Annotated in this window: 15 protein-coding genes; 7 read left to right on the top strand and 8 right to left on the bottom strand. The window is 71.8% G+C overall.

Annotated features, from left to right (window positions below; translation table 11 throughout):
* The first annotated feature begins 89 nt into the window (after window positions 1-89).
* A complete protein-coding gene (locus tag ACTWQF_RS12700) occupies window positions 90-479 on the top strand; it encodes an RNA polymerase-binding protein RbpA (protein WP_209238044.1) in 390 nt (129 codons plus the stop codon).
* A 154-nt stretch (window positions 480-633) separates the two neighbouring features.
* Here the strand turns inward: ACTWQF_RS12700 and fxsA are convergent, their stop codons facing one another.
* The 5 genes from fxsA to ACTWQF_RS12675 all read right to left on the bottom strand — a co-directional run bounded on the left by fxsA (window position 634) and on the right by ACTWQF_RS12675 (window position 6,837).
* Window positions 634-1,314, bottom strand: a complete 681-nt coding sequence (gene fxsA, locus ACTWQF_RS12695; RefSeq protein ID WP_443279425.1) for an FxsA family membrane protein — start codon at window positions 1,312-1,314, stop codon at window positions 634-636.
* A 35-nt stretch (window positions 1,315-1,349) separates the two neighbouring features.
* A complete protein-coding gene (locus ACTWQF_RS12690; protein ID WP_443279424.1) occupies window positions 1,350-2,165 on the bottom strand; it encodes a polyprenol monophosphomannose synthase in 816 nt (271 codons plus the stop codon).
* Complete coding sequence (gene lnt / locus ACTWQF_RS12685) at window positions 2,162-4,060, bottom strand: apolipoprotein N-acyltransferase (RefSeq protein WP_443279423.1); 1,899 nt, start codon at window positions 4,058-4,060, stop codon at window positions 2,162-2,164. The genes ACTWQF_RS12690 and lnt overlap by 4 nt, the downstream gene beginning before the upstream one ends.
* A gap of 603 nt (window positions 4,061-4,663) precedes the next feature.
* Window positions 4,664-6,304 (bottom strand): amidohydrolase, encoded by a 1,641-nt coding sequence (locus tag ACTWQF_RS12680; protein WP_443279422.1) that lies wholly within the window; start codon window positions 6,302-6,304, stop codon window positions 4,664-4,666.
* Window positions 6,305-6,396: 92 nt separating this feature from the next.
* Window positions 6,397-6,837 (bottom strand): Lrp/AsnC family transcriptional regulator, encoded by a 441-nt coding sequence (locus ACTWQF_RS12675; protein WP_443279421.1) that lies wholly within the window; start codon window positions 6,835-6,837, stop codon window positions 6,397-6,399.
* Window positions 6,838-7,074: 237 nt separating this feature from the next.
* Here ACTWQF_RS12675 and ACTWQF_RS12670 point away from each other — a divergent pair, with 237 nt between their 5' ends.
* The 3 genes from ACTWQF_RS12670 to ACTWQF_RS12660 all read left to right on the top strand — a co-directional run bounded on the left by ACTWQF_RS12670 (window position 7,075) and on the right by ACTWQF_RS12660 (window position 9,522).
* On the top strand, window positions 7,075-7,497 hold the full coding sequence (locus ACTWQF_RS12670) for a hypothetical protein (protein ID WP_443279420.1): 423 nt from the start codon (window positions 7,075-7,077) through the stop codon (window positions 7,495-7,497).
* A 119-nt stretch (window positions 7,498-7,616) separates the two neighbouring features.
* Window positions 7,617-8,672 carry a Gfo/Idh/MocA family protein gene (locus tag ACTWQF_RS12665; RefSeq protein WP_443279419.1) on the top strand — a complete coding sequence of 352 codons (1,056 nt, stop codon included), beginning with the start codon at window positions 7,617-7,619 and terminating at the stop codon, window positions 8,670-8,672.
* 136 nt (window positions 8,673-8,808) lie between these two features.
* Window positions 8,809-9,522, top strand: coding sequence for a hypothetical protein (locus tag ACTWQF_RS12660; protein WP_443279418.1), 714 nt, complete (start codon window positions 8,809-8,811; stop codon window positions 9,520-9,522).
* 50 nt (window positions 9,523-9,572) lie between these two features.
* On the opposite strand, the gene ACTWQF_RS12655 is transcribed toward ACTWQF_RS12660, so the two are convergent.
* Both ACTWQF_RS12655 and ACTWQF_RS12650 read right to left on the bottom strand, forming a co-directional pair.
* The gene (locus ACTWQF_RS12655; protein ID WP_443279417.1) at window positions 9,573-10,529 is read right to left on the bottom strand and encodes an endonuclease/exonuclease/phosphatase family protein; all 957 of its coding nucleotides are present in this window, start codon (window positions 10,527-10,529) and stop codon (window positions 9,573-9,575) included.
* Window positions 10,530-10,650: 121 nt separating this feature from the next.
* Window positions 10,651-11,826 (bottom strand): acyl-CoA dehydrogenase, encoded by a 1,176-nt coding sequence (locus ACTWQF_RS12650; RefSeq protein ID WP_443279416.1) that lies wholly within the window; start codon window positions 11,824-11,826, stop codon window positions 10,651-10,653.
* 355 nt (window positions 11,827-12,181) lie between these two features.
* Between ACTWQF_RS12650 and ACTWQF_RS12645 the strand changes: the two genes are divergently transcribed.
* Complete coding sequence (locus ACTWQF_RS12645; RefSeq protein ID WP_443279415.1) at window positions 12,182-13,471, top strand: glycoside hydrolase family 18 protein; 1,290 nt, start codon at window positions 12,182-12,184, stop codon at window positions 13,469-13,471.
* A gap of 135 nt (window positions 13,472-13,606) precedes the next feature.
* Here ACTWQF_RS12645 and ACTWQF_RS12640 read toward each other — a convergent pair whose 3' ends face one another.
* Complete coding sequence (locus ACTWQF_RS12640) at window positions 13,607-13,882, bottom strand: GlsB/YeaQ/YmgE family stress response membrane protein (protein ID WP_443279483.1); 276 nt, start codon at window positions 13,880-13,882, stop codon at window positions 13,607-13,609.
* A gap of 139 nt (window positions 13,883-14,021) precedes the next feature.
* On the opposite strand from ACTWQF_RS12640, the gene ACTWQF_RS12635 reads away from it, so the two are divergent.
* Window positions 14,022-15,791, top strand: a complete 1,770-nt coding sequence (locus ACTWQF_RS12635; RefSeq protein ID WP_443279414.1) for a bifunctional 3'-5' exonuclease/DNA polymerase — start codon at window positions 14,022-14,024, stop codon at window positions 15,789-15,791.
* A gap of 134 nt (window positions 15,792-15,925) precedes the next feature.
* Entirely contained in the window at window positions 15,926-17,395 is a 1,470-nt protein-coding gene (gene gndA / locus ACTWQF_RS12630; protein WP_443279413.1) for an NADP-dependent phosphogluconate dehydrogenase, read from the top strand.
* The last annotated feature ends 186 nt before the right edge of the window (window positions 17,396-17,581 follow it).

Below are 17,581 nucleotides of genomic sequence, written 5' to 3'. Positions count from 1 at the left end.
GGGAATCTTCACCGGCGGCCGGACGTTGACCGGATGACGACGACAGCGACACCTGTCCTGTGGGCGACCAGCCCGGGAGGCACGAATTCATGAGTGAGCGAGCTCTTCGCGGCACGCGACTCGTGGTGACCAGCTACGAGACCGACCGCGGCATCGACCTGGCCCCGCGCCAGGCCGTGGAGTACGCATGCCAGAACGGCCATCGTTTCGAGATGCCGTTCTCGGTAGAGGCCGAGATTCCATCCGAGTGGGAGTGCAAGGTGTGCGGTGCACAGGCGCTCCTGGTGGACGGCGAGGGTCCGGAGGAGAAAAAGGGCAAGCCCGCGCGCACGCACTGGGACATGCTGATGGAGCGGCGTACCCGCGAGGAGCTCGAGGAAGTCCTCGCCGAGCGGCTCGCCGTACTGCGCTCCGGCACCATGAACCTCGCGGTGCACCCCCGCGACGACAACAGCGGAAGCAAGCGCAAGTCCGCCTGACCAGGAGGCGGCGCACCGAGTAACACAGCGAGAGGGCCCGGGGCCACACGTTTTCGTGTGGCCCCGGGCCCTTTTGCTCTCAGGGCTGCTCCCCGAATTTGTCCCCCAGGACTGCTCCCCGAACCGGGTATCCGTCCCGCTGCCGAGCGACGGCTCAGCTGCCCCGCTGCCCGTCCTCGCGGCCGGGCTGTTCGTCGTCGCGGACGACCTCGCCCTGGACGACCTTGCCGTCCGGCCGGTGCATCCGCACCTGCTGCTCGGCCGTGCGTGCCTGCTGGTAGGCGTCGCCGAGGGTCCCAGGCGGGAAACCTCTGCGGCGGTCCAGGGAGCGCTGCACGGAGCCGCGCAGCAGCTTCGCAGTCGGCGGGAAGAGGCACAGCAGCGCGGCGGCGTCCGAGACCAGCCCGGGGATCATCAGCAGCAGTCCGCCGAGCATCGTCATCCCGTTGCCGCCACGGCTCTCGGCGGCCGGTTTGTCACCGGGCTCGCCGCCCCCGCGGGCCTGCTCCTGGGCGCGCTGCACCGTGTCGGCCAGATTGCGCCAGGCACGGCGTCCGGCCCGCTTGATCACGGCGGCGCCGAGCACGAAGCCCCCGGCCAGCACCAGGAAGACCATCAGCCCGCCCGCCGCCCGGCCGAGCAGGGTCAGCAGCCAGATCTCCAGCACGGCCCACACCGCGACGGCCAGCGGCAGCAGGGTTCGGCCCTTCGACCGGGGCGGTCGGGGCGAAGGCTTCCCGCCGGAACGGGCCCCGGCTCCCTGCCCCGGACCGCCGTCTGCGCCGCCCGAGTCCTGTCCTTGTGGCTCGTACGGGAAGGGTGCGCGAGTCGTCATTCTTCCAGTGTGCCTGGTGCCGCGTAACCCCGGGATCAGCTGTCCCGTCGGCCGTCTCCGCTGCTTTCCCGGCGGCTCCCGCGATGGGTCTCCCCGCGGCCGAGGACCTTCTTGACCCGGTCCTCGACGCCCCAGGCTGCGATCCGCCACAGCGCCTCGGCCATGATGTCCCGGCTCATCTTGGAGTCGCCGCGCTCCCGCTCGACGAAGGTGATCGGGACCTCCACGACGTGGTACCCGGCGTGCACGGTGCGGCGGGTGAGGTCCACCTGGAAGCAGTAGCCCTGGGAGGCGATGGAGTCCAGGCCGATGCCCTCCAGGGTCTCCTTGCGGAAGGCGCGGAAGCCGGCCGTCACATCGCGTACGTCGACGTCCAGGAGCAGCCGGGAGTAGGTGCTGGCGCCGCGGGAGAGGAACTCGCGGGACTTGGGCCAGTTGACGATCCGGCCGCCCGGCACCCAGCGCGAGCCGATCACCAGATCGGCGCCGCCCAGCGCGGTCAACAGCCGGGGCAGCTCCTCCGGCGGGTGGGAGCCGTCGGCGTCCATCTCGATCAGCACGCCGTAGCCGTTGTCGATGCCCCAGCGGAAGCCCGCCAGGTACGCGGCGCCGAGGCCCTCCTTGCCCTTGCGGTGCAGGACATGGACGTGGTCGTCGTCGGTGGCGAGCTCGTCGGCGATCTTTCCGGTGCCGTCGGGGCTGTTGTCGTCGGCGACCAGGATGTGCGCCTCGGGCACCGACTCGCGCACCCGGGAGACGACGGGCTGGATGTTGTCGGCCTCGTTGTAGGTCGGGATGATGACCAGGGCCGTTCCGAGCGGGCCGTATCGCCGCTGTCCGCCGTCCGTCACTGGTGCTGCCCCTCCGGTTGAGCCTGTCGGTCTTGCTCGTCGGCGCCGTCCCCGCGGTCGGCGGCGTCCGGCGCTTCGGTGTCCGTACAGGCTTGTGTACGGACACCGCGCCTCCTGCGGTTCAAAAGCCATCCCCCGGCGCACGCGAGCACGCCCACGATAGCGATCACCCATTCGGGAGCGGCACCGACGCGGTCGGCGAGGGTGATCTGGTCGCGCAGCGGGAGCTTCCCGTTGAGTACGTCCTGGGTGAACTCGTCCGTGCGCTGCTGGATGGTGCCGTCGGGCTCGACGATGGCGCTGATGCCGCTCGTCGCCGCGGTCACCACGGCGCGGCCGTGCTCGACGGCGCGCAGCTTGGACATCGCCAGCTGCTGCTCGGGCTGGCCGGTTCGCCCGTAGGTGGCGTTGTTGGTCTGGACGACGAGCGCGCGTGCTCCGTCGTTGACGGTGTCCCGCGGGATCTCGTCGTAGGCGACCTCGAAGCAGATCACATCGCCGAGGCGGGCCGGACCGGTCTGCAGGACACCGGTGTGGTCGCCGGGGTAGAAGTCACGGGGGACCTGCTGGAGGCGGGTGATCACCTTGCTGAGCTGGTCGCGGAAGGGGACGTACTCGCCGAACGGGACCGGGTGCTGCTTCGTGTAGGAGGCGCCGGGGCCCTTCTTCGGGTCCCAGACGATGCCCTGGTTCTCGACGTAGCCCTGTTTGGTGGGGTGGTCGACGAGGGCGCCGACCAGGACGGGCACGCCGACGGCCTTCACTGCCTTGTCGATGCGGTCGCCCGCCTCGGGCCACTTGTAGGGGTCGAGGTCGGAGGAGTTCTCCGGCCAGATCACCAGATCCGGCTTGGGCTCCTTGCCCTTCTTGATCCGGTCGGCCAGATCGAGAGTGGCCTCGACGTGGTTGTTGAGGATCTGCATGGGGCGGCCGAGGAAGTGCATGCCCGGCTGCTGGACGTTGCCCTGCACCACGGCGATGCGCACGGTGTCGGCCGCCTTGGTCGGTACCGGCACCGCGAACCCCGCGGCCGTGATCACCCCGGCGAGCGCCAGAGCGCCGAGCCCGGTGGCGTACGCGCGGGTGGTGCGCGCTCCGTGAGAGCGCAGCCGCCAGGCGGTCAGCGCGACGCCGGCCAGTAGCGTGCCCGTCAGGGCGACCGCGAAGGACACCAGCGGGGCACCGCCCAGCGCGGCCAGCGGGGTGTACGGGGAGCTGGTGTTGGCGAAGGCGAGACGTCCCCAGGAGAAGCCGCCGAACGGCAGCCGGTCGCGCAGGAATTCCTCGGTCAGCCACAGACAGGCGCCCCACAGCGGCCACGCCGGCAGCCGCGAGGTCACGGCGAGTCCGGCGCCGAGCCCGAGGACGAACAGCCCCTGGATGAAGGCGAGTCCGATGGTCGCGTCCCAGCCGACGACATGCAGCCACTTGAGCAGAACGACGAAGAAGGGCCAGCCGAACGCGAGTCCGAGCCAGGCACCCTGGCGGCCCGTCCGTCCACGGGTGAGCAGGCTCAGCGCGGCGACGGCCACGAGCGAGAGCGGCCAGACCCCGTACGGCGGGAAGGCGAACGCGAGGGCGACACCGCTGAGCACGGCCAGCCCGGTGCGGCGTGCTTCGCGCCGCACCAGCGCCGCCAGCCGCCGCATCCGGCCGGGGCGGGCGGCATCACGGACCGCCGACTGCCCACTGTCTGGCGGGACGTTACTGCTCGTGTCGGCAGTGGATGAGTCAGCACTGCCTGTGTCGGCACTGCTCGTGTCGGCAGTGGGTGCGTCGGCACTGCCCGCGCGCGCTGATTCGCCCGGCGCGCTGCGCTGCGCGGCGGGTGCCGCCTTCCGCTCCCGGGAGCCGTCCGGGGCGGATGCGGAGGTGGTGTCGGGGCCCGATGCCAAGGTCGCGGCCTTCCTAGCAGGTCGTGCGATGGTGTGAGCCGACCGTACAACGCGCGGGGGCCGGTGCGGGGCGCGGGATCGTAAAGCGGCGGGAAAGCACGGGAAGCGGACCGGAACGGTGTCTGCCGCATCGCGGAGCGTGACGCTTGATCGCGGACGACGGGAGCGGCGAACCCCGCAACCACCACGTCCGGCTCGTCCCCGAACAGGGACCCGGCGCCCTTCGGGCCGACCTGGGACCCGCTGGCTGCGGATCGTCCGAAAGCCGTTGTCTACTGAGCGTCCGGGCCCCGTCCCGGGTCACACCCGCCGACCGGCGGTGACCATCTGTCCCGGTGCCGCGGGCGCTGGACCTGGCTCGCAGTGGTGGTGCGCCGGTGCGGTACACCACCCCGTGGCCCAGCGGCGTTCGACGACAGCGCGGAAGATCCCCGGTCGGACGTCCTGTGGTGGACGCGGCCGAACCTACCGGGCTCCGGGCAATCATTGTCAACAGCCCGGCCACCTGGGGTGTTTCGGTGAAGTACCAGGTCAGTGCGGAGACGGCGGCGTCACGGCGACGGGCAGAGGGGGTCTCGTTCGGCCGTATCGCCGTCTGCTACATCACTCGTCCGGCCGTGCGTAGACCGTACGTCCGCTCACCACCGTCCGCAGACAGACCGGGACTTGACCGCCCGGTGTCAGATCGGGCAGTCCCGGGGTGCCGGACCGGGGATCGGTGGACCAGTTGGCGACGCGCGTGTCGGGAGCCTGTACGACCAGCGGCCCGGTGCGCCACAGCGCGTAGTCAGCGGGCGCTCCGGGAACCAGCACTCCGGCGTCGTCGCGGCCGAGCGCGCGCCAGCCGCCGCGAGTGTGCGCGGTGAACGCGCCGCGCACGGAGATCCGGTGCTCATGGGTGTGGTGGAAGGCGGCGGCCCGGATGGCCTCCCAGGGCCCGAGCGGGGTGACGGGGCTGTCCGAGCCGAGTGCGAGCGGAACACCGGCCCGCAGCAGCGCCGCGTACGGGTTGAGGGTGGCGGCGCGTTCGGCGCCCAGGCGGCGTGCGTACATACCGTCCGCGCCACCCCAAGAAGCGTCGAACCCGGGCTGTACGGAGGCCGTGAGGGCGAGGTCGGCGAAGTCGGTGATGGTGCGCTCGGTGAGCATCTCGGCGTGCTCGATCCGGTGCCGGGCGGCGCGGACGCGGTCGAGGCCGACGGTCTCGGCGGCGCGGCGCACCCCCTCGGTGACCGCCTGGAGCGCCCCGTCGCCGATGGCGTGGAACCCGGCCTGGATCCCCGCCTCGGTGCAGGCGGCGACGTGGGCGGCGATGGCCTCTGCGTCCAGCAGTGCGCTTCCGCTGGTGTGCGGCGCGTCGGCATAGGGGGCGCACAGGTGCGCCGTGTGCGAGCCGAGGGAGCCGTCCGCGAAGAGGTCGCCGGCGGCGCCGACGACGCCGAGCTCGCGGACGCGGGCGGCTTCCTCCGCCGAGGTGACGAGTTCCGCCCAGTACCCGTGGACGCGGGGGCCCAGCTCCTCCGCGGCGAGCGCGAGCAGTCCGCGCAGGTCCTCCTGGCCGGAGATCTCGGGCCCTGCGCACTCGTGCAGCGCCCCGATGCCCAGCGAGGCGGCATGCGCCCGGGCGGCACGCTGGGCCTCGGTGCGCTGCCGCGGGGTGAGCGTGGCGTACGCGGCCTCCCGTACGGCGTGGTGTGCGTCGCCCGTCAACGGGGCGCCGGGCTGGTAGCCCTCGCGAGTGGTGATGTCGGGGACGAGGTCGAGCATGGCCGTGCTGACGAGTGCGGAGTGGACATCGATCCGGGTCAGGTACAGGGGCCGCCCGCCGCTCGCCTCGTCGAGCTCGGCGCGGCGGGGGTGGCGCTGCTCGGGCCAGGCGTGCGCGTCCCAGCCGGTGCCCAGCAGCACCCGGTCGTCCGGGCGTGCCTTCGCATACGCACGCACCTGGGCGAGCGCGTCGGCGAGCGTGGGGGCGCCGGACAGGTCGAGTCCGGTCAGCGCGAGGCCGGTCGCCGTGGTGTGTACATGGGCGTCGGTGAAGGCCGGTGTGACGAGGGCGCCGTCGAGGTGGACCACCTCGTCGACGCCGTCGGCGAAGGAGTCGGCAGCGCCCTCCGAGCCGATCCAGGCGATGCTGTCGCCCTCCACGACCATCGCGGTCGCGAACGGGTCGGCGGGGCTGTGCACCTCGCCCCCGCGCAGCAGGAGGGTACGGGGCCGGGACGGGGTTGTGCGCTCGCTCATGGGAACAGTCTCCCGCTCCCGGGGCGCCCTCCCCGCGCGGGGTCGGGGGCCCACGGGGAGTCACGCGCGCCCCGGCGCGCGGGAGCGGCGTTTCAGATGCGGGGCGGACGTGCCTCGTACGGGGTGGACAGCACGACGGTCGTACGGGTGGAGACCCCGGCCAGGCTGCGGATCCGGGCCAGCAGATGCTCCAGCTCGATGGGGGTGGCCACCCGCACCTTGAGGATGTAGTTCTCATCCCCCGCCACGCTGTGGCACGCCTCGATCTCCGGCACGTCCGCGAGCCGGTCCGCAATGTCGTCCGGGGCGCTGGGGTCGAACGGTTTGACGGAGATGAACGCCGTCATCGGCAGCCCGACGGCCTCGGGATCCACGAGCGCGGTATAGCCGCGGATGACGCCGCGCTGTTCGAGGCGGCGCACCCGCTGATGCACGGCCGAGGTGGACAGGCCGGTGGCCTTGCCCAGGTCGGTGTAGCTCATCCGCCCGTCCTTGACGAGCAGTTCCACGATCTGACGGTCGAGTTCCTCCACAGCGGATCACCGTACTGCGCCCGCGCGCCCGGCGCAGCGAGAACGCTCCGGCACGAGCGGGCGGCGCGCCGCAACGAGCGGGCGTCAGGGGCGAACGCACGGGCCCCAGGCATGTGACGAAGGCCACACATATGCTCCCGCGTCCTCCCGCACGGGGTGATTATGCGCGTGGCACGGCGGGAAGTGCTTGCTGTGGCCGGAGCCCAGTCGCCCGGCCGTTCCATCGAGGGGGATTACATGCGCACGACGAAGTCCGCCCGCTCCGCTCACCGGTACGACGAGACGCTCGAGAAGGAAACGGCCGCTCCCCCGGACGGCCAGGACGTCTCCACCGAGCTGACAGGACCGGTCGTTGAGGACGAGATGTACGAAGGTCTCCGCGTCAAGTGCCCCGAATGCCGCCAGGCGATCGCGGTGTTCACCCACGAGGAGAAACTGCCGCGCCACGGACTGTGCGCCTCACCCTGGGACCCGTTCGGGCTGACGGTGTGCCAGGGCTCGGGCGGCCAGGTGCGGGACGCCACGCCCTGGGACAGCGAGACCCGCGAGCGCGCGGTGAGTGAACTGCTGACACTGCCCGAGGGGCTGGACTGGCGCACCCAGCCGTTCTCCCACGCGGGACGGCCCGACGACCGGCCGGTACGGGCCGGCGCGAAGTGACCGACTGCCGTACCGATACGCGGGGTTGACCTGGCGCACCGCCGGTCGCTGCCGCCAAGTCACCGCCGCCCGCCGGTAATCCGGTTGCCTCGGCGGGCGGGCCCGGCCAGGGTGACCGCATGACACGGTTGCTGGTGGTGGGGCTGCGGCGCGGGCTGGTGCTCGCCCGCTGGTGCGCCCGCGCGGGTTTCGACATTGCGGCGTTGTGCGATCCCGACGCCGAACTGCTGGCGGCGGCCTCCACCGAGTTCCCCACTGCCCGTACGGCGAGCAGTTGGCAGGAACTGCTGGGCGCCGATGTGTCAGCCGTCGTGCTGGCCAACGACTTCGACGCACACACCGAGCCGGCGCTCGCCTTCCTCGAACGGGGAGTGCACGTGCTGAGCGAGTGCGCCGCGTGTGTGACCGAGGAGGAGGGCCGGGCGCTGGTCGAGGCCGCCGAAAAGTCCTCGGCCAGTTACTCCTTCGCGGAGAACTACGTCGAGCACCCGCATGTGCGGGCGATCGGCGGGCTGGTCACGGACGGCGAGGTAGGCTCCGTCGAGCTGATCGAGTGCGACTACGTGCACGGCCTCGCCCCGCAGGACGTCGTCGCGATGGCGGGCGATCCCACCCACTGGCGCGGCCGGATCGCCTCCACCGCGTACTGCACCCACACCCTCTCCCCCGTGCTGGACGTGACCGGGGCCTGGCCTGTTGAGGTCACGGCGCATCCCGTCGGGCCGAGCGAGCGCCCGATGGCGGTGGTGCTGGTCACCCAGCTGTCGACGGGGGCGCTGGCGCTCACCCGGCAGACGTTCCTCCAGGGCGAGCCGGACAGCCATTGGTCCTGGCTGTCGGTACGCGGCACCCGCGGGCTCGCGGAGTCGCTCCGCGCGCCGGGCGAGTCCGCCTGGTCGGTACGGCTGCGCAACGAGCCGTGGGCGAACGGCGGTTCGTTGCGGGACGAGATACGCCGACCGCCGCGGACGACGCTGTACGGCAAACCCGTGGACCCGGCGGAGGCGGGCACCGCGCTGGTCGTCGAAGCGTTCCGGCGGACGGTGACCGAGGGGGCGCCGCCCCGGGTGCCGGTCCGGCCCGCGGTCGCCGCCTCCCTGGTGGGAGTGGCCGGCGCCCGCTCGCTGGCGGAGGGCTCTGTCCCGGTGCCGGTGCCGAGGGTGGCCGAATGGTGAGCCGGGACGCGGCGAGGTGACGGGCCGCCGAGCGGGTTTTCGGCCGGGTGCCGGTGAGGAACAGCTGTCCGGGTAGCTCCGTGCGGGCCCGGCGTGGATCCCGTACGGCTGGGGACCCGGGTGCCGAGGAGGCGTTATGGCTGCGAACACGAGCACGAAGAGCAGGACGAGAAAGTCGACAAGCACCAAGACCAGCACCAAGCAGGGCGGCAAGCAGGACCAGCAGCAGGCCCTGGTGCGGGAGCTGCTGAAGCGGCACGGGACGACGTACGCGGAGGAAGCGGGCATCACGCTGCGTGACACTCCGCAGCCGCTCTACCAGCTGCTGGTGCTGTCCCTGCTGCTGAGCGCACGGATTCGCGCGGACATCGCGGTCGCCAGCGCGCGGGCGCTGATCAAGGCGGGGATGAAGGACCCGAAACGGATGGCGGAGGCCACCTGGCAGCAGCGGGTCGACGCGCTCGGCGAGGGCGGCTACCGCCGCTACGACGAGCGCACCGCCACCCAGCTCGGCCGGGGAGCCGAGCTGCTGCTGGACCGGTGGGGCGGCGACCTGCGCAAGATGCACAAGAGCGGTGATGTCGAAGGCGGTCTGCGCGAGGTCCCCGGCATCGGCCCCATGGGAGTGTCGATCTTCCTGCGGGAGGCCCAGGCGGTGTGGACGGAGTACCAGCCCTACTTGGACGACAAGGCGCTCCAGGGCGCGGAGCGGCTGGGCCTGCCCAAGTCCCCCCAGAAGCTGGCAGCGATGGTGAAGAGCGACCAGCTGGCGTCGCTGGCGGCCGGGCTGGTGCGGGTGGCACTCAACGCGGACGTGGCCAGGGACGTGTGGGACTCGGCGCGCGGATGAGGGGTGGGCATGCTTGCCTGCCGGGCCCCTGTCCGGGGCCCGGAGGGGGACTACAGCTCGATCAGGGCTTGAACCGGCAGGTGGTCGCTCGGGTACTGTCCGTCGCGCTCATAGGTGTTGATCGAGGCGCGCCGTACCCGGACGCCGGGTGAGGCAAGGATCCAGTCGATGCGGTCGCCGTCGGGGACCAGCGGCTTGTAGCCGTGGAAGGTCCCGTAAAGCTTGCTGCGGCTCTCCGCCACCTCCCAGGTGTCGGTGAGCTTGCCGTCGGCCAGCAGCGTGTCGTAGACGGGGTTGCTGTGCGCCGGGACGTTGAAGTCGCCGGTCACCAGGCGTGGGAGCGCCGGGTCGAGTCCGGAGAGGCGCTCGGCGATCAGCGCCGCCGACCGCTGCCGCGAGGGCTGGCTCCGGTGGTCGAGGTGGGTGTTGAGGTGGTAGAGCTCGCGCCCTGTGGCCAGATCGCGGAACCGCACCCAGGTGACCATCCGGATGACGGTGTTTCCCCACGTGGCGGAGCCGATGAGGTTGGGCTGGTCGGAGAGCCAGAAGTGGTCGTACTCCAGCGGCAGCAGTCGCCGGACGTCGTAGAAGATCGCCATGAACTCGTCCCGGCTGCCGCCTGCGCGGCCGATGCCGAGCCAGTCGTAGCGCGTCCGGTCCAGATCGGCCGCGATGTCCTTCAGCTGCGGGTACAGCCCTTCCTGGGTGCCGATCAGGTGCGGCCGCTCCAGACGGAGCAGCGCCCGCATGACGGGCCGGCGCTCGGGCCAGCTGTTGGGCGGGGTGTCGGAGGCGTAGCGCAGGTTGAAGGACATCGTGCGGAGCGCCGCCGCCTCCCCGGCTCTCCGCTGCTCGTCCGCGGGCGCGGACGCGGGTTGTTCCGGCGCGGCGGGCGCGGTCGCGGCATGCGCGGTCGTGGCGCGCGCTGCGAGGGGCAGCCCGAGGGCCGCCGCCGCGGCCGTACGGATGCCGCGGCGGCGGGTGAAGTTCGGTACGGCTGCGGACATTTGGCGCCTCCAGCTGTGGGCGTACGCGATGTCCGGAGATTCTCAGACGGTCGGGTGAGGGGGAAGTGGCCGGTACGCGTACGAGGCACGAACGGCGACCGCCGCGTTCCGCGACGCCGGCTCAGCCCCTGCTCTCCGGGCCCGCCAGATGCCGGGCCACCACCATGCGCTGGATCTGGTTGGTGCCCTCCACGATCTGGAGGACCTTGGCCTCGCGCATGTACCGCTCGACGGGGAAGTCCGTCGTGTAGCCGTAGCCGCCCAGGAGCTGCACCGCGTCGGTGGTGACCTGCATGGCGGTGTCCGTGCAGAACAACTTGGCCATCGCCGCCTGGCGGGCGAACTGCTGCCCCGCGTCGCGCCGCCGGGCCGCCGCCAGATAGAGGGCACGTCCGGCCTCGATCCGGGTGGCCATGTCGGCGAGCATGAAACGGAGCCCCTGGAAGTCCGCGAGGGGGCGGCCGAACTGCTCGCGTTCCGTCGTGTAGGCCAGCGCCTCGTCGAGTGCTGCCTGAGCGACGCCGACTGCGCAGGCCGCGATGCCCAGTCGGCCCGAGTCGAGCGAGGAGAGGGCGACGGTGAAGCCCTGGCCCTCGTCGCCGAGCCGCCGCGCTTCGGGCACCCGCACACCGTCGAAGTGGACCTGCGCGGTGGGTGATCCGTTCAGCCCCATCTTGTGTTCGGGAGTTGCGGCGCTCAGCCCTTCGGAGTCGGCCGGGACAAGGAACGCGGTGATACCGCAGGGCCCCTCCTCGCCGGTCCGGGCGAGCACGGTGTAGAAGTCGGCGACGCCGCCGTGGGTGGTCCACGCCTTGGTGCCGTTCAGCACCCAGGAATCCCCGTCGCGGACGGCTCGGGTGCGCAGCGCGGCGGCGTCGGAGCCGGCGGAGGGCTCGGAGAGGCAGTAGGCGCCGAGCAGGCCGCCGCCGAGCATGTCGGGCAGCCACTCGGTGCGCTGTTCCTTGCTGCCGAAGTGGGCCAGCCCGTGGCAGGCGAGGGAGTGCACGCTGGTGCCGAGCCCCACGGTGAGGCGTGCTGCGGCCAGTTCCTCCAGGACCTGGAGATAGACCTGATAGGGCTGGCCTCCGCCGCCGTACTCCTCCGGGTAGGGCAGGCCGAGGAGTCCCGCCTCGGAGAGCAGCCGGAAGGTTTCGCGGGGGAAGACGCCCGCGGCCTCCTGTTCGGCCGCCACCGGCTTGATCTCCCGCTGCACCAGATCGCGGACGAGGCCCAGTAGGTCGCGTGACTCGTCGGTGGGCAGTTCACGTTCCACCGGCTGCGGACCGTCCTTAGGCATGGCGCGCTCTCCTTCGGGTCAGGAACTGCGGCAACCGCGCCGGGGTGGGGCGGGTCGCCGAGGGACACCGGCCCGCGGGCGGACCGGGGGTGCCGCTGCCCCTGCCGTGATACTGCACCGTCGGGTCGCGAGGGTGGCTGACCAGCGGCTGCGGCGAGTTGGAGTATGCCCGATCACGGGCCGCCCGTCACCGGCGTACCGGGCTGAACCGAACGGTGATCAGGGCCGTTTCCGGAGGTGTGGCCCGGCGGACGGGGATTGGTACGAACCATTGACGGACTGGTCTAGTCCTTCTAGATTCCCCGAACGTACGACCGCTGCACCACACCCCCCGCACCCCACACGCGAGGTGACCATGCTCGGATCGGACAGACAACGCTCCCTCACCGCCAGACCCCCACGCCTGACCCCTAACCGCCGCCGCGGACTCATCGCCTTCCTGGGCGCGCTGTGTGCGGCGGTACTGGCCGCGACCCTGCTCTCGGCCACCGCGTCGGCCGGGACCGAGAAGCGGCAGGCACGGACCACGGCCGCGAAGTCGTCGGCCGCGGGCAAGACGGTCGGCTACTTCACCAACTGGGGCGTCTACCAGCGCAATTACCATGTCAAGAACATCGAGACCTCGGGCTCGGCCGACAAACTCACCCACATCAACTACGCCTTCGGCAATGTCCAGGGCGGCAAGTGCACCGTCGGCGACAGCTACGCCGACTACGAGAAGGCGTACACCGCCGACCAGAGCGTGGACGGCAAGGCCGACACCTGGGACCAGCCGCTGCGCGGCAACTTCAACCAGCTGCTGAAGCTCAAGCAGAAGCACCCGAACCTGAAGGTGCTGTGGTCGTTCGGCGGCTGGACCTGGTCCGGCGGCTTCGGCGAGGCGGCCAAGAACCCGGCGGCGTTCGCCGAGTCCTGCTACAACCTGCTCAACGACTCCCGCTGGAAGGGACTCTTCGACGGCATCGACATCGACTGGGAGTACCCGAACGCCTGCGGACTCAGCTGTGACACCAGCGGCAAGGACGCCTTCGGGAACGTGATGAAGGCGCTCCGCGACAAGTTCGGCGACAAGCTGGTGACCGCGGCGATCACCGCCGACGCCTCCAAGGGCGGGAAGATGGAGGCCACCGACTACAAGACGGCCGCACAGTACGTCGACTGGTATCTCCCGATGACGTACGACTACTTCGGCGCCTGGGACGCGCAGGGGCCCACAGCACCGCACTCACCGCTGACCTCGTACGAGGGCATTCCCAAGGAGGGCTTCAACACCAAGGAGTCCATTGCCAAGCTCAAGGAGATGGGCGTCCCCATGGACAAAATGCTGCTCGGGCTCGGCTTCTACGGCCGTGGCTGGAGCGGGGTGAACCAGTCCGAACCCGGCGGCACCGCGTCCGGTCCGGCACCCGGCAAGTACGAGCAGGGCATCGAGGACTACAAGGTCCTCAAGGACCGTTGCCCGGCCACCGGCAAGGCCGCCGGCACCGCCTACGCCCACTGCGGCAACCAGTGGTGGAGCTACGACACCCCGGAGACGGTCGGCACCAAGAGTGACTGGGCCTCCCAGCAGGGCCTCGGCGGCACCTTCTTCTGGGAGCTGAGCGGCGACACCTCGGACGGAGAGCTGATCAAGTCCATCCGGTAGAGAGCACACTTCTCGGCGAGTCGCTTGTGAGGCCCCGCGGTGGTGCGCCGCGGGGCCTCTAGCGTACCCGGCATGGGGGCTTTGCGCGTCGGGCAGGGGCACCCCCTCACCGGCACAAGAGGCGCCGGGCACCTCTCAGCGGCGGACCCCTCCCCCCGCGCGGGCCCTCTCGAGCGCGCCGACGCCGACCGCAGCGAGGGCGATCTGGATGATCAGCTCGATCCAGTCGAACCCCCTGGTGTCCGCGACACCGACGCCGTCCGCGATGCCGGTACCGATGAACGCGGCGATGATGCCGACCACGATCGTCCACAGCAGCCCCACCTGCTGCCTGCCCGGCAGTACCAGCCGGCCGAGCGCACCGATGACGACACCGACGACGAGCGCGCTGATGACACCCGATATGTCCATGGTTTCCCTCTCCGCCGGAAGGACGCTCTGCTGCCGACGAGTGTCCAGAAAGGCGGGAGATATGCGCATGCTCGGAGCGTGACGCCGGGGCCGGCTCGGCCGGAGGGCGTTGTCAGAGGCAGCTGAGAGACTCCGGAACATGAACGAAACGGGGGTTCCGCACGCCACGCGGGAGGCGCCCGGCGAAGGCCGTATCTCGCCTGCCGGAGGCCGGTGGGCGCTGGCCCAGGCGGACGATGGCCGGGTGCGGGTGTGCCCGCTGGACGCACAGGGCCGGGCGGCGGGCCCCGTGCGTACGGAGGAGTCGGCGGCGGCTGCGGTACGGGCGCGGCCGGGGACGACCCGCTGGGTGTGGCGTGCCACTCCCCAGGTGATGCCCGCGCTGCTGGGCTCCGGGGTGCGGGTGGAGCGGTGCTACGACGTGGAGACGGCAGAAGCCCTGCTGCTGGGCCACGAGGGCAGAGCGGGCGAGCCGCGCTCGCTGCCCGCTGCCTGGGCACGGCTGCACGGGCGGCCGGTGCCCCCCGACCGGCAGCCGTCTCCGCGGGAGACGGACCCGCAGCCCTCGCTGTTCGAGACCGGCCCTGTGCCGCTGCCGGACGGGGTGGACCCGCTGGAGGCGCTGCTGAAGGTCTACGCGGCGCAGCTCGACCGCACCGCGCGGGCCGAGCATCCGGACCGGATGCGGTTGCTGCTGGCCGGTGAGTCGGCGGGCACGCTGGTGGCCGGGGAGATGACGCACGCCGGTGTGCCCTGGAGCGCGGAGATCCACCGGGAGCTGCTGGACGAGCTGCTGGGCGAGCGGTATGCGGGCAGCGGGCTGCCCAGACGCCTCGTGGAGCTGGAGGAGGAGATCTCACAGGCGTTCGGACCCGGCGTACGAGTGCGGCCCGACCTGGCCGCGGACGTGCTGCAGGCGTTCGCCCGCGCGGGGGTCCGGCTGAGCTCCACGCGGGCCTGGGAGCTGCAGAAGGTGGACCACCCCGCGGTCGAGCCGCTGCTGCGCTACAAGAAGCTGTACCGGCTCTACACCGCGCACGGCTGGAGCTGGCTGCGCTCCTGGGTCCGGGACGGGCGCTTCCGCGCCGAGTACGTACCCGGCGGTGCGGCCTCCGGCCGGTGGACGACCAACGGGGGCGGCGCCTTGCAGATCCCGAAGGTGGTGCGGCGGGCCGTGGTCGCCGACCCGGGCTGGCGGCTGGTGGTGGCGGACGCCGACCAGATGGAGCCGCGCGTGCTGGCGGCCGTCTCCCAGGACCCGGGCCTGATGGCAGTGGCGGGCGGCGAGCGGGATCTGTACACCGCGCTGTCGGAGCGGGCGTTCTCCGGGGACCGCTCCCAGGCCAAGCTGGCGCTGCTCGGCGCGATCTACGGCCAGACCAGCGGTGACGGGCTGAAGAACCTGGCCGCGCTGCGAAGACGGTTCCCCGCTGCCGTCGCCTATGTGGACGAGGCGGCCCGAGCGGGCGAGGAGGGCCGTCTGGTCCGTACGCACCTGGGCCGCACCTGCCCTCCCGTGGGCCATGGGGACGGCAGCGGGGAGGATGCGGGCGGCACGGGCCCGGAGGCCGGTGAGGGTGTGGGGGCGAGCGGTGAACCGGAGGGCGGGGCCGGTGCCGCGCGGGCGCGGGGCCGCTTCACCAGGAACTTCGTGGTCCAGGGCAGTGCGGCCGACTGGGCGGTGCTGATGCTGGCCGCGCTGCGGCAGCGGCTCGCACACCTCGCTGCCGAGCTGGTGTTCTTCCAGCACGACGAGGTCATCGTGCACTGCCCCGCCGAGGAGGCGGCCGAGGTACGGGAAGCGATCTTCGCGGCCGGTGAGCAGGCGGCCGTCGCCGCGTTCGGGCCGACGCCCGTACGGTTCACCTTCACCACGGCCGTCGTGGAGTGCTACGCCGCCGCCAAGTGAGCAGGATGCCGGACCGGCCACCCGCCCTGATGGCGCGGATGCGTCCGGGGCCCCTGAGACGTCTGGGACAGCGAGCGGACCGGGGCGTGTCAGGGGACGATCGACGGGGCTCCGGAAGTCGGAAAGGGATGAACATGACAGCTTCGGCGCAGATCGGTGTCACCGGGTTGGCCGTCATGGGGCGCAACCTCGCCCGTAACTTCGCCCGGAAAGGCTTTACCGTCGCCCTGCACAACCGCACCGAGGCGCGGACCCGGGAGCTGGTGGAACAGTTCGGCGGCGAGGGCGACTTCGTGCCCGCCGCCTCGGCCCGGGAGTTCGTGGCGGCCCTGAAGCGACCCCGCTGCCTGGTGGTGATGGTGAAGGCGGGCGGGCCGACGGACGCGGTGATCGAGGAGTTCGCCGGGCTGGTCGAGCCCGGCGATGTCATCGTCGACGGGGGCAACGCGCATTTCGAGGACACCCGCCGCCGCGAGGCCGCGCTGCGCGAGCGCGGCATCCACTTCGTCGGCACCGGCATCTCCGGCGGCGAGGAGGGCGCCCTGCTGGGCCCGAGCATCATGCCGGGCGGCTCGGCGGAGTCGTACGAGGCGCTGGGCCCGCTGCTGGAGCGGATCGCGGCCCGCGCACCGGACGGCGCGCCGTGCACCGCGCACATGGGTCCCGACGGGGCCGGTCACTTCGTGAAGATGGTCCACAACGGCATCGAGTACGCGGACATGCAGCTCATCGCGGAGGCGTACGACCTGTTGCGGAAGGTGGCCGGCCTGGCGCCCGTCGAGATCGCGGACGTCTTCCGCGGCTGGAACGAGGGCCGGCTGGACTCCTACCTCATCGAGATCACCGCACAGGTCCTCACCCACGTCGACGAGGACACCGGCCGACCGTTCGTCGACATCGTGGCGGACCGTGCCGAGCAGAAGGGCACCGGCCGCTGGACCGTACAGACGGCACTGGATCTGGGGGTGCCGGTTCCGGGCATCGCACAGGCGGTCTTCGCCCGCTCGCAGTCCGGGCACACTCAGCTGCGCGAGGCGGCGGCGGCACTTCCGGGCCCGCACGCGAGCAGGGGCGCTGGCGGCGCTCAGCCGGCGCGGCTGCCGGAGGCGGAGACGGTCCGCTTCGCCGAACAGGTCGAGCAGTCGCTCTACGCGTCGAAGGTCATCTCCTACGCGCAGGGCTGGGACATGATCCGTGCCGGGAGCGCGGAGTACGGCTGGGACATCGACCTGTCGTCCGTCGCGGCCATCTGGCGTGCGGGCTGCATCATCCGCGCGGCGTTCCTCGACCGCATCCGCGCGGCGTTCGCCGAACGTCCCGTTCTGCCCACGCTGTTGGCCGATCCCGAGTTCGCGCGGGAGCTGGGCGCGGCGCAGAGTGCCTGGCGGGAAACGGTGGCCCTGGCGGCGCGGCACGGGGTGCCGACGCCGGGCATGTCGGGGGCGCTTGCCTACTACGACGGGCTGCGGGCCGACCGGCTCCCCGCCGCCCTCACCCAGGCCCAGCGCGACTATTTCGGCGCTCACACGTATCAGCGCGCCGACCGTGAGGGCACGTTCCACACCCGGTGGGGCGGCGACCGCGCGGAGGTCCGTACGGATTAGGGGGCTCCGCCCCATCCCTTTTCGCGGCTCCCCCGTTTCGGCGGCAGCCCGCCGTAGGGGTCTGGGCGCGTGTCCGTAACAGCACGGTCCCGGGGCCGTCCCCGGACGGTACCCGGAGCACCCTCACCCGTCTCCCCTCACGTCTTGAACAGCAGCACCGCTGGAACAAGACCGAAAGCGAGGGGG

The organism is Streptomyces sp. 8N114 (assembly GCF_052245835.1).
GTDB lineage: Bacteria > Actinomycetota > Actinomycetes > Streptomycetales > Streptomycetaceae > Streptomyces.
The sequence above is the reverse complement of the archived record's forward strand: the minus strand, read 5'-3'. Positions and strand labels throughout refer to the sequence as shown.

Coding starts and splice junctions, on each gene's coding strand:
- gndA (WP_443279413.1), top strand. CDS start 15,926: ATGACAGCTTCGGCGCAGATCGGTGTCACCGGGTTGGCCGTCATGGGG.
- fxsA (WP_443279425.1), bottom strand. CDS start 1,314: ATGACGACTCGCGCACCCTTCCCGTACGAGCCACAAGGACAGGACTCG.
- ACTWQF_RS12670 (WP_443279420.1), top strand. CDS start 7,075: ATGCGCACGACGAAGTCCGCCCGCTCCGCTCACCGGTACGACGAGACG.
- ACTWQF_RS12700 (WP_209238044.1), top strand. CDS start 90: ATGAGTGAGCGAGCTCTTCGCGGCACGCGACTCGTGGTGACCAGCTAC.
- ACTWQF_RS12640 (WP_443279483.1), bottom strand. CDS start 13,882: ATGGACATATCGGGTGTCATCAGCGCGCTCGTCGTCGGTGTCGTCATC.
- ACTWQF_RS12635 (WP_443279414.1), top strand. CDS start 14,022: ATGAACGAAACGGGGGTTCCGCACGCCACGCGGGAGGCGCCCGGCGAA.
- ACTWQF_RS12645 (WP_443279415.1), top strand. CDS start 12,182: ATGCTCGGATCGGACAGACAACGCTCCCTCACCGCCAGACCCCCACGC.
- ACTWQF_RS12655 (WP_443279417.1), bottom strand. CDS start 10,529: ATGTCCGCAGCCGTACCGAACTTCACCCGCCGCCGCGGCATCCGTACG.
- ACTWQF_RS12680 (WP_443279422.1), bottom strand. CDS start 6,304: ATGAGCGAGCGCACAACCCCGTCCCGGCCCCGTACCCTCCTGCTGCGC.
- ACTWQF_RS12660 (WP_443279418.1), top strand. CDS start 8,809: ATGGCTGCGAACACGAGCACGAAGAGCAGGACGAGAAAGTCGACAAGC.
- ACTWQF_RS12650 (WP_443279416.1), bottom strand. CDS start 11,826: ATGCCTAAGGACGGTCCGCAGCCGGTGGAACGTGAACTGCCCACCGAC.
- ACTWQF_RS12665 (WP_443279419.1), top strand. CDS start 7,617: ATGACACGGTTGCTGGTGGTGGGGCTGCGGCGCGGGCTGGTGCTCGCC.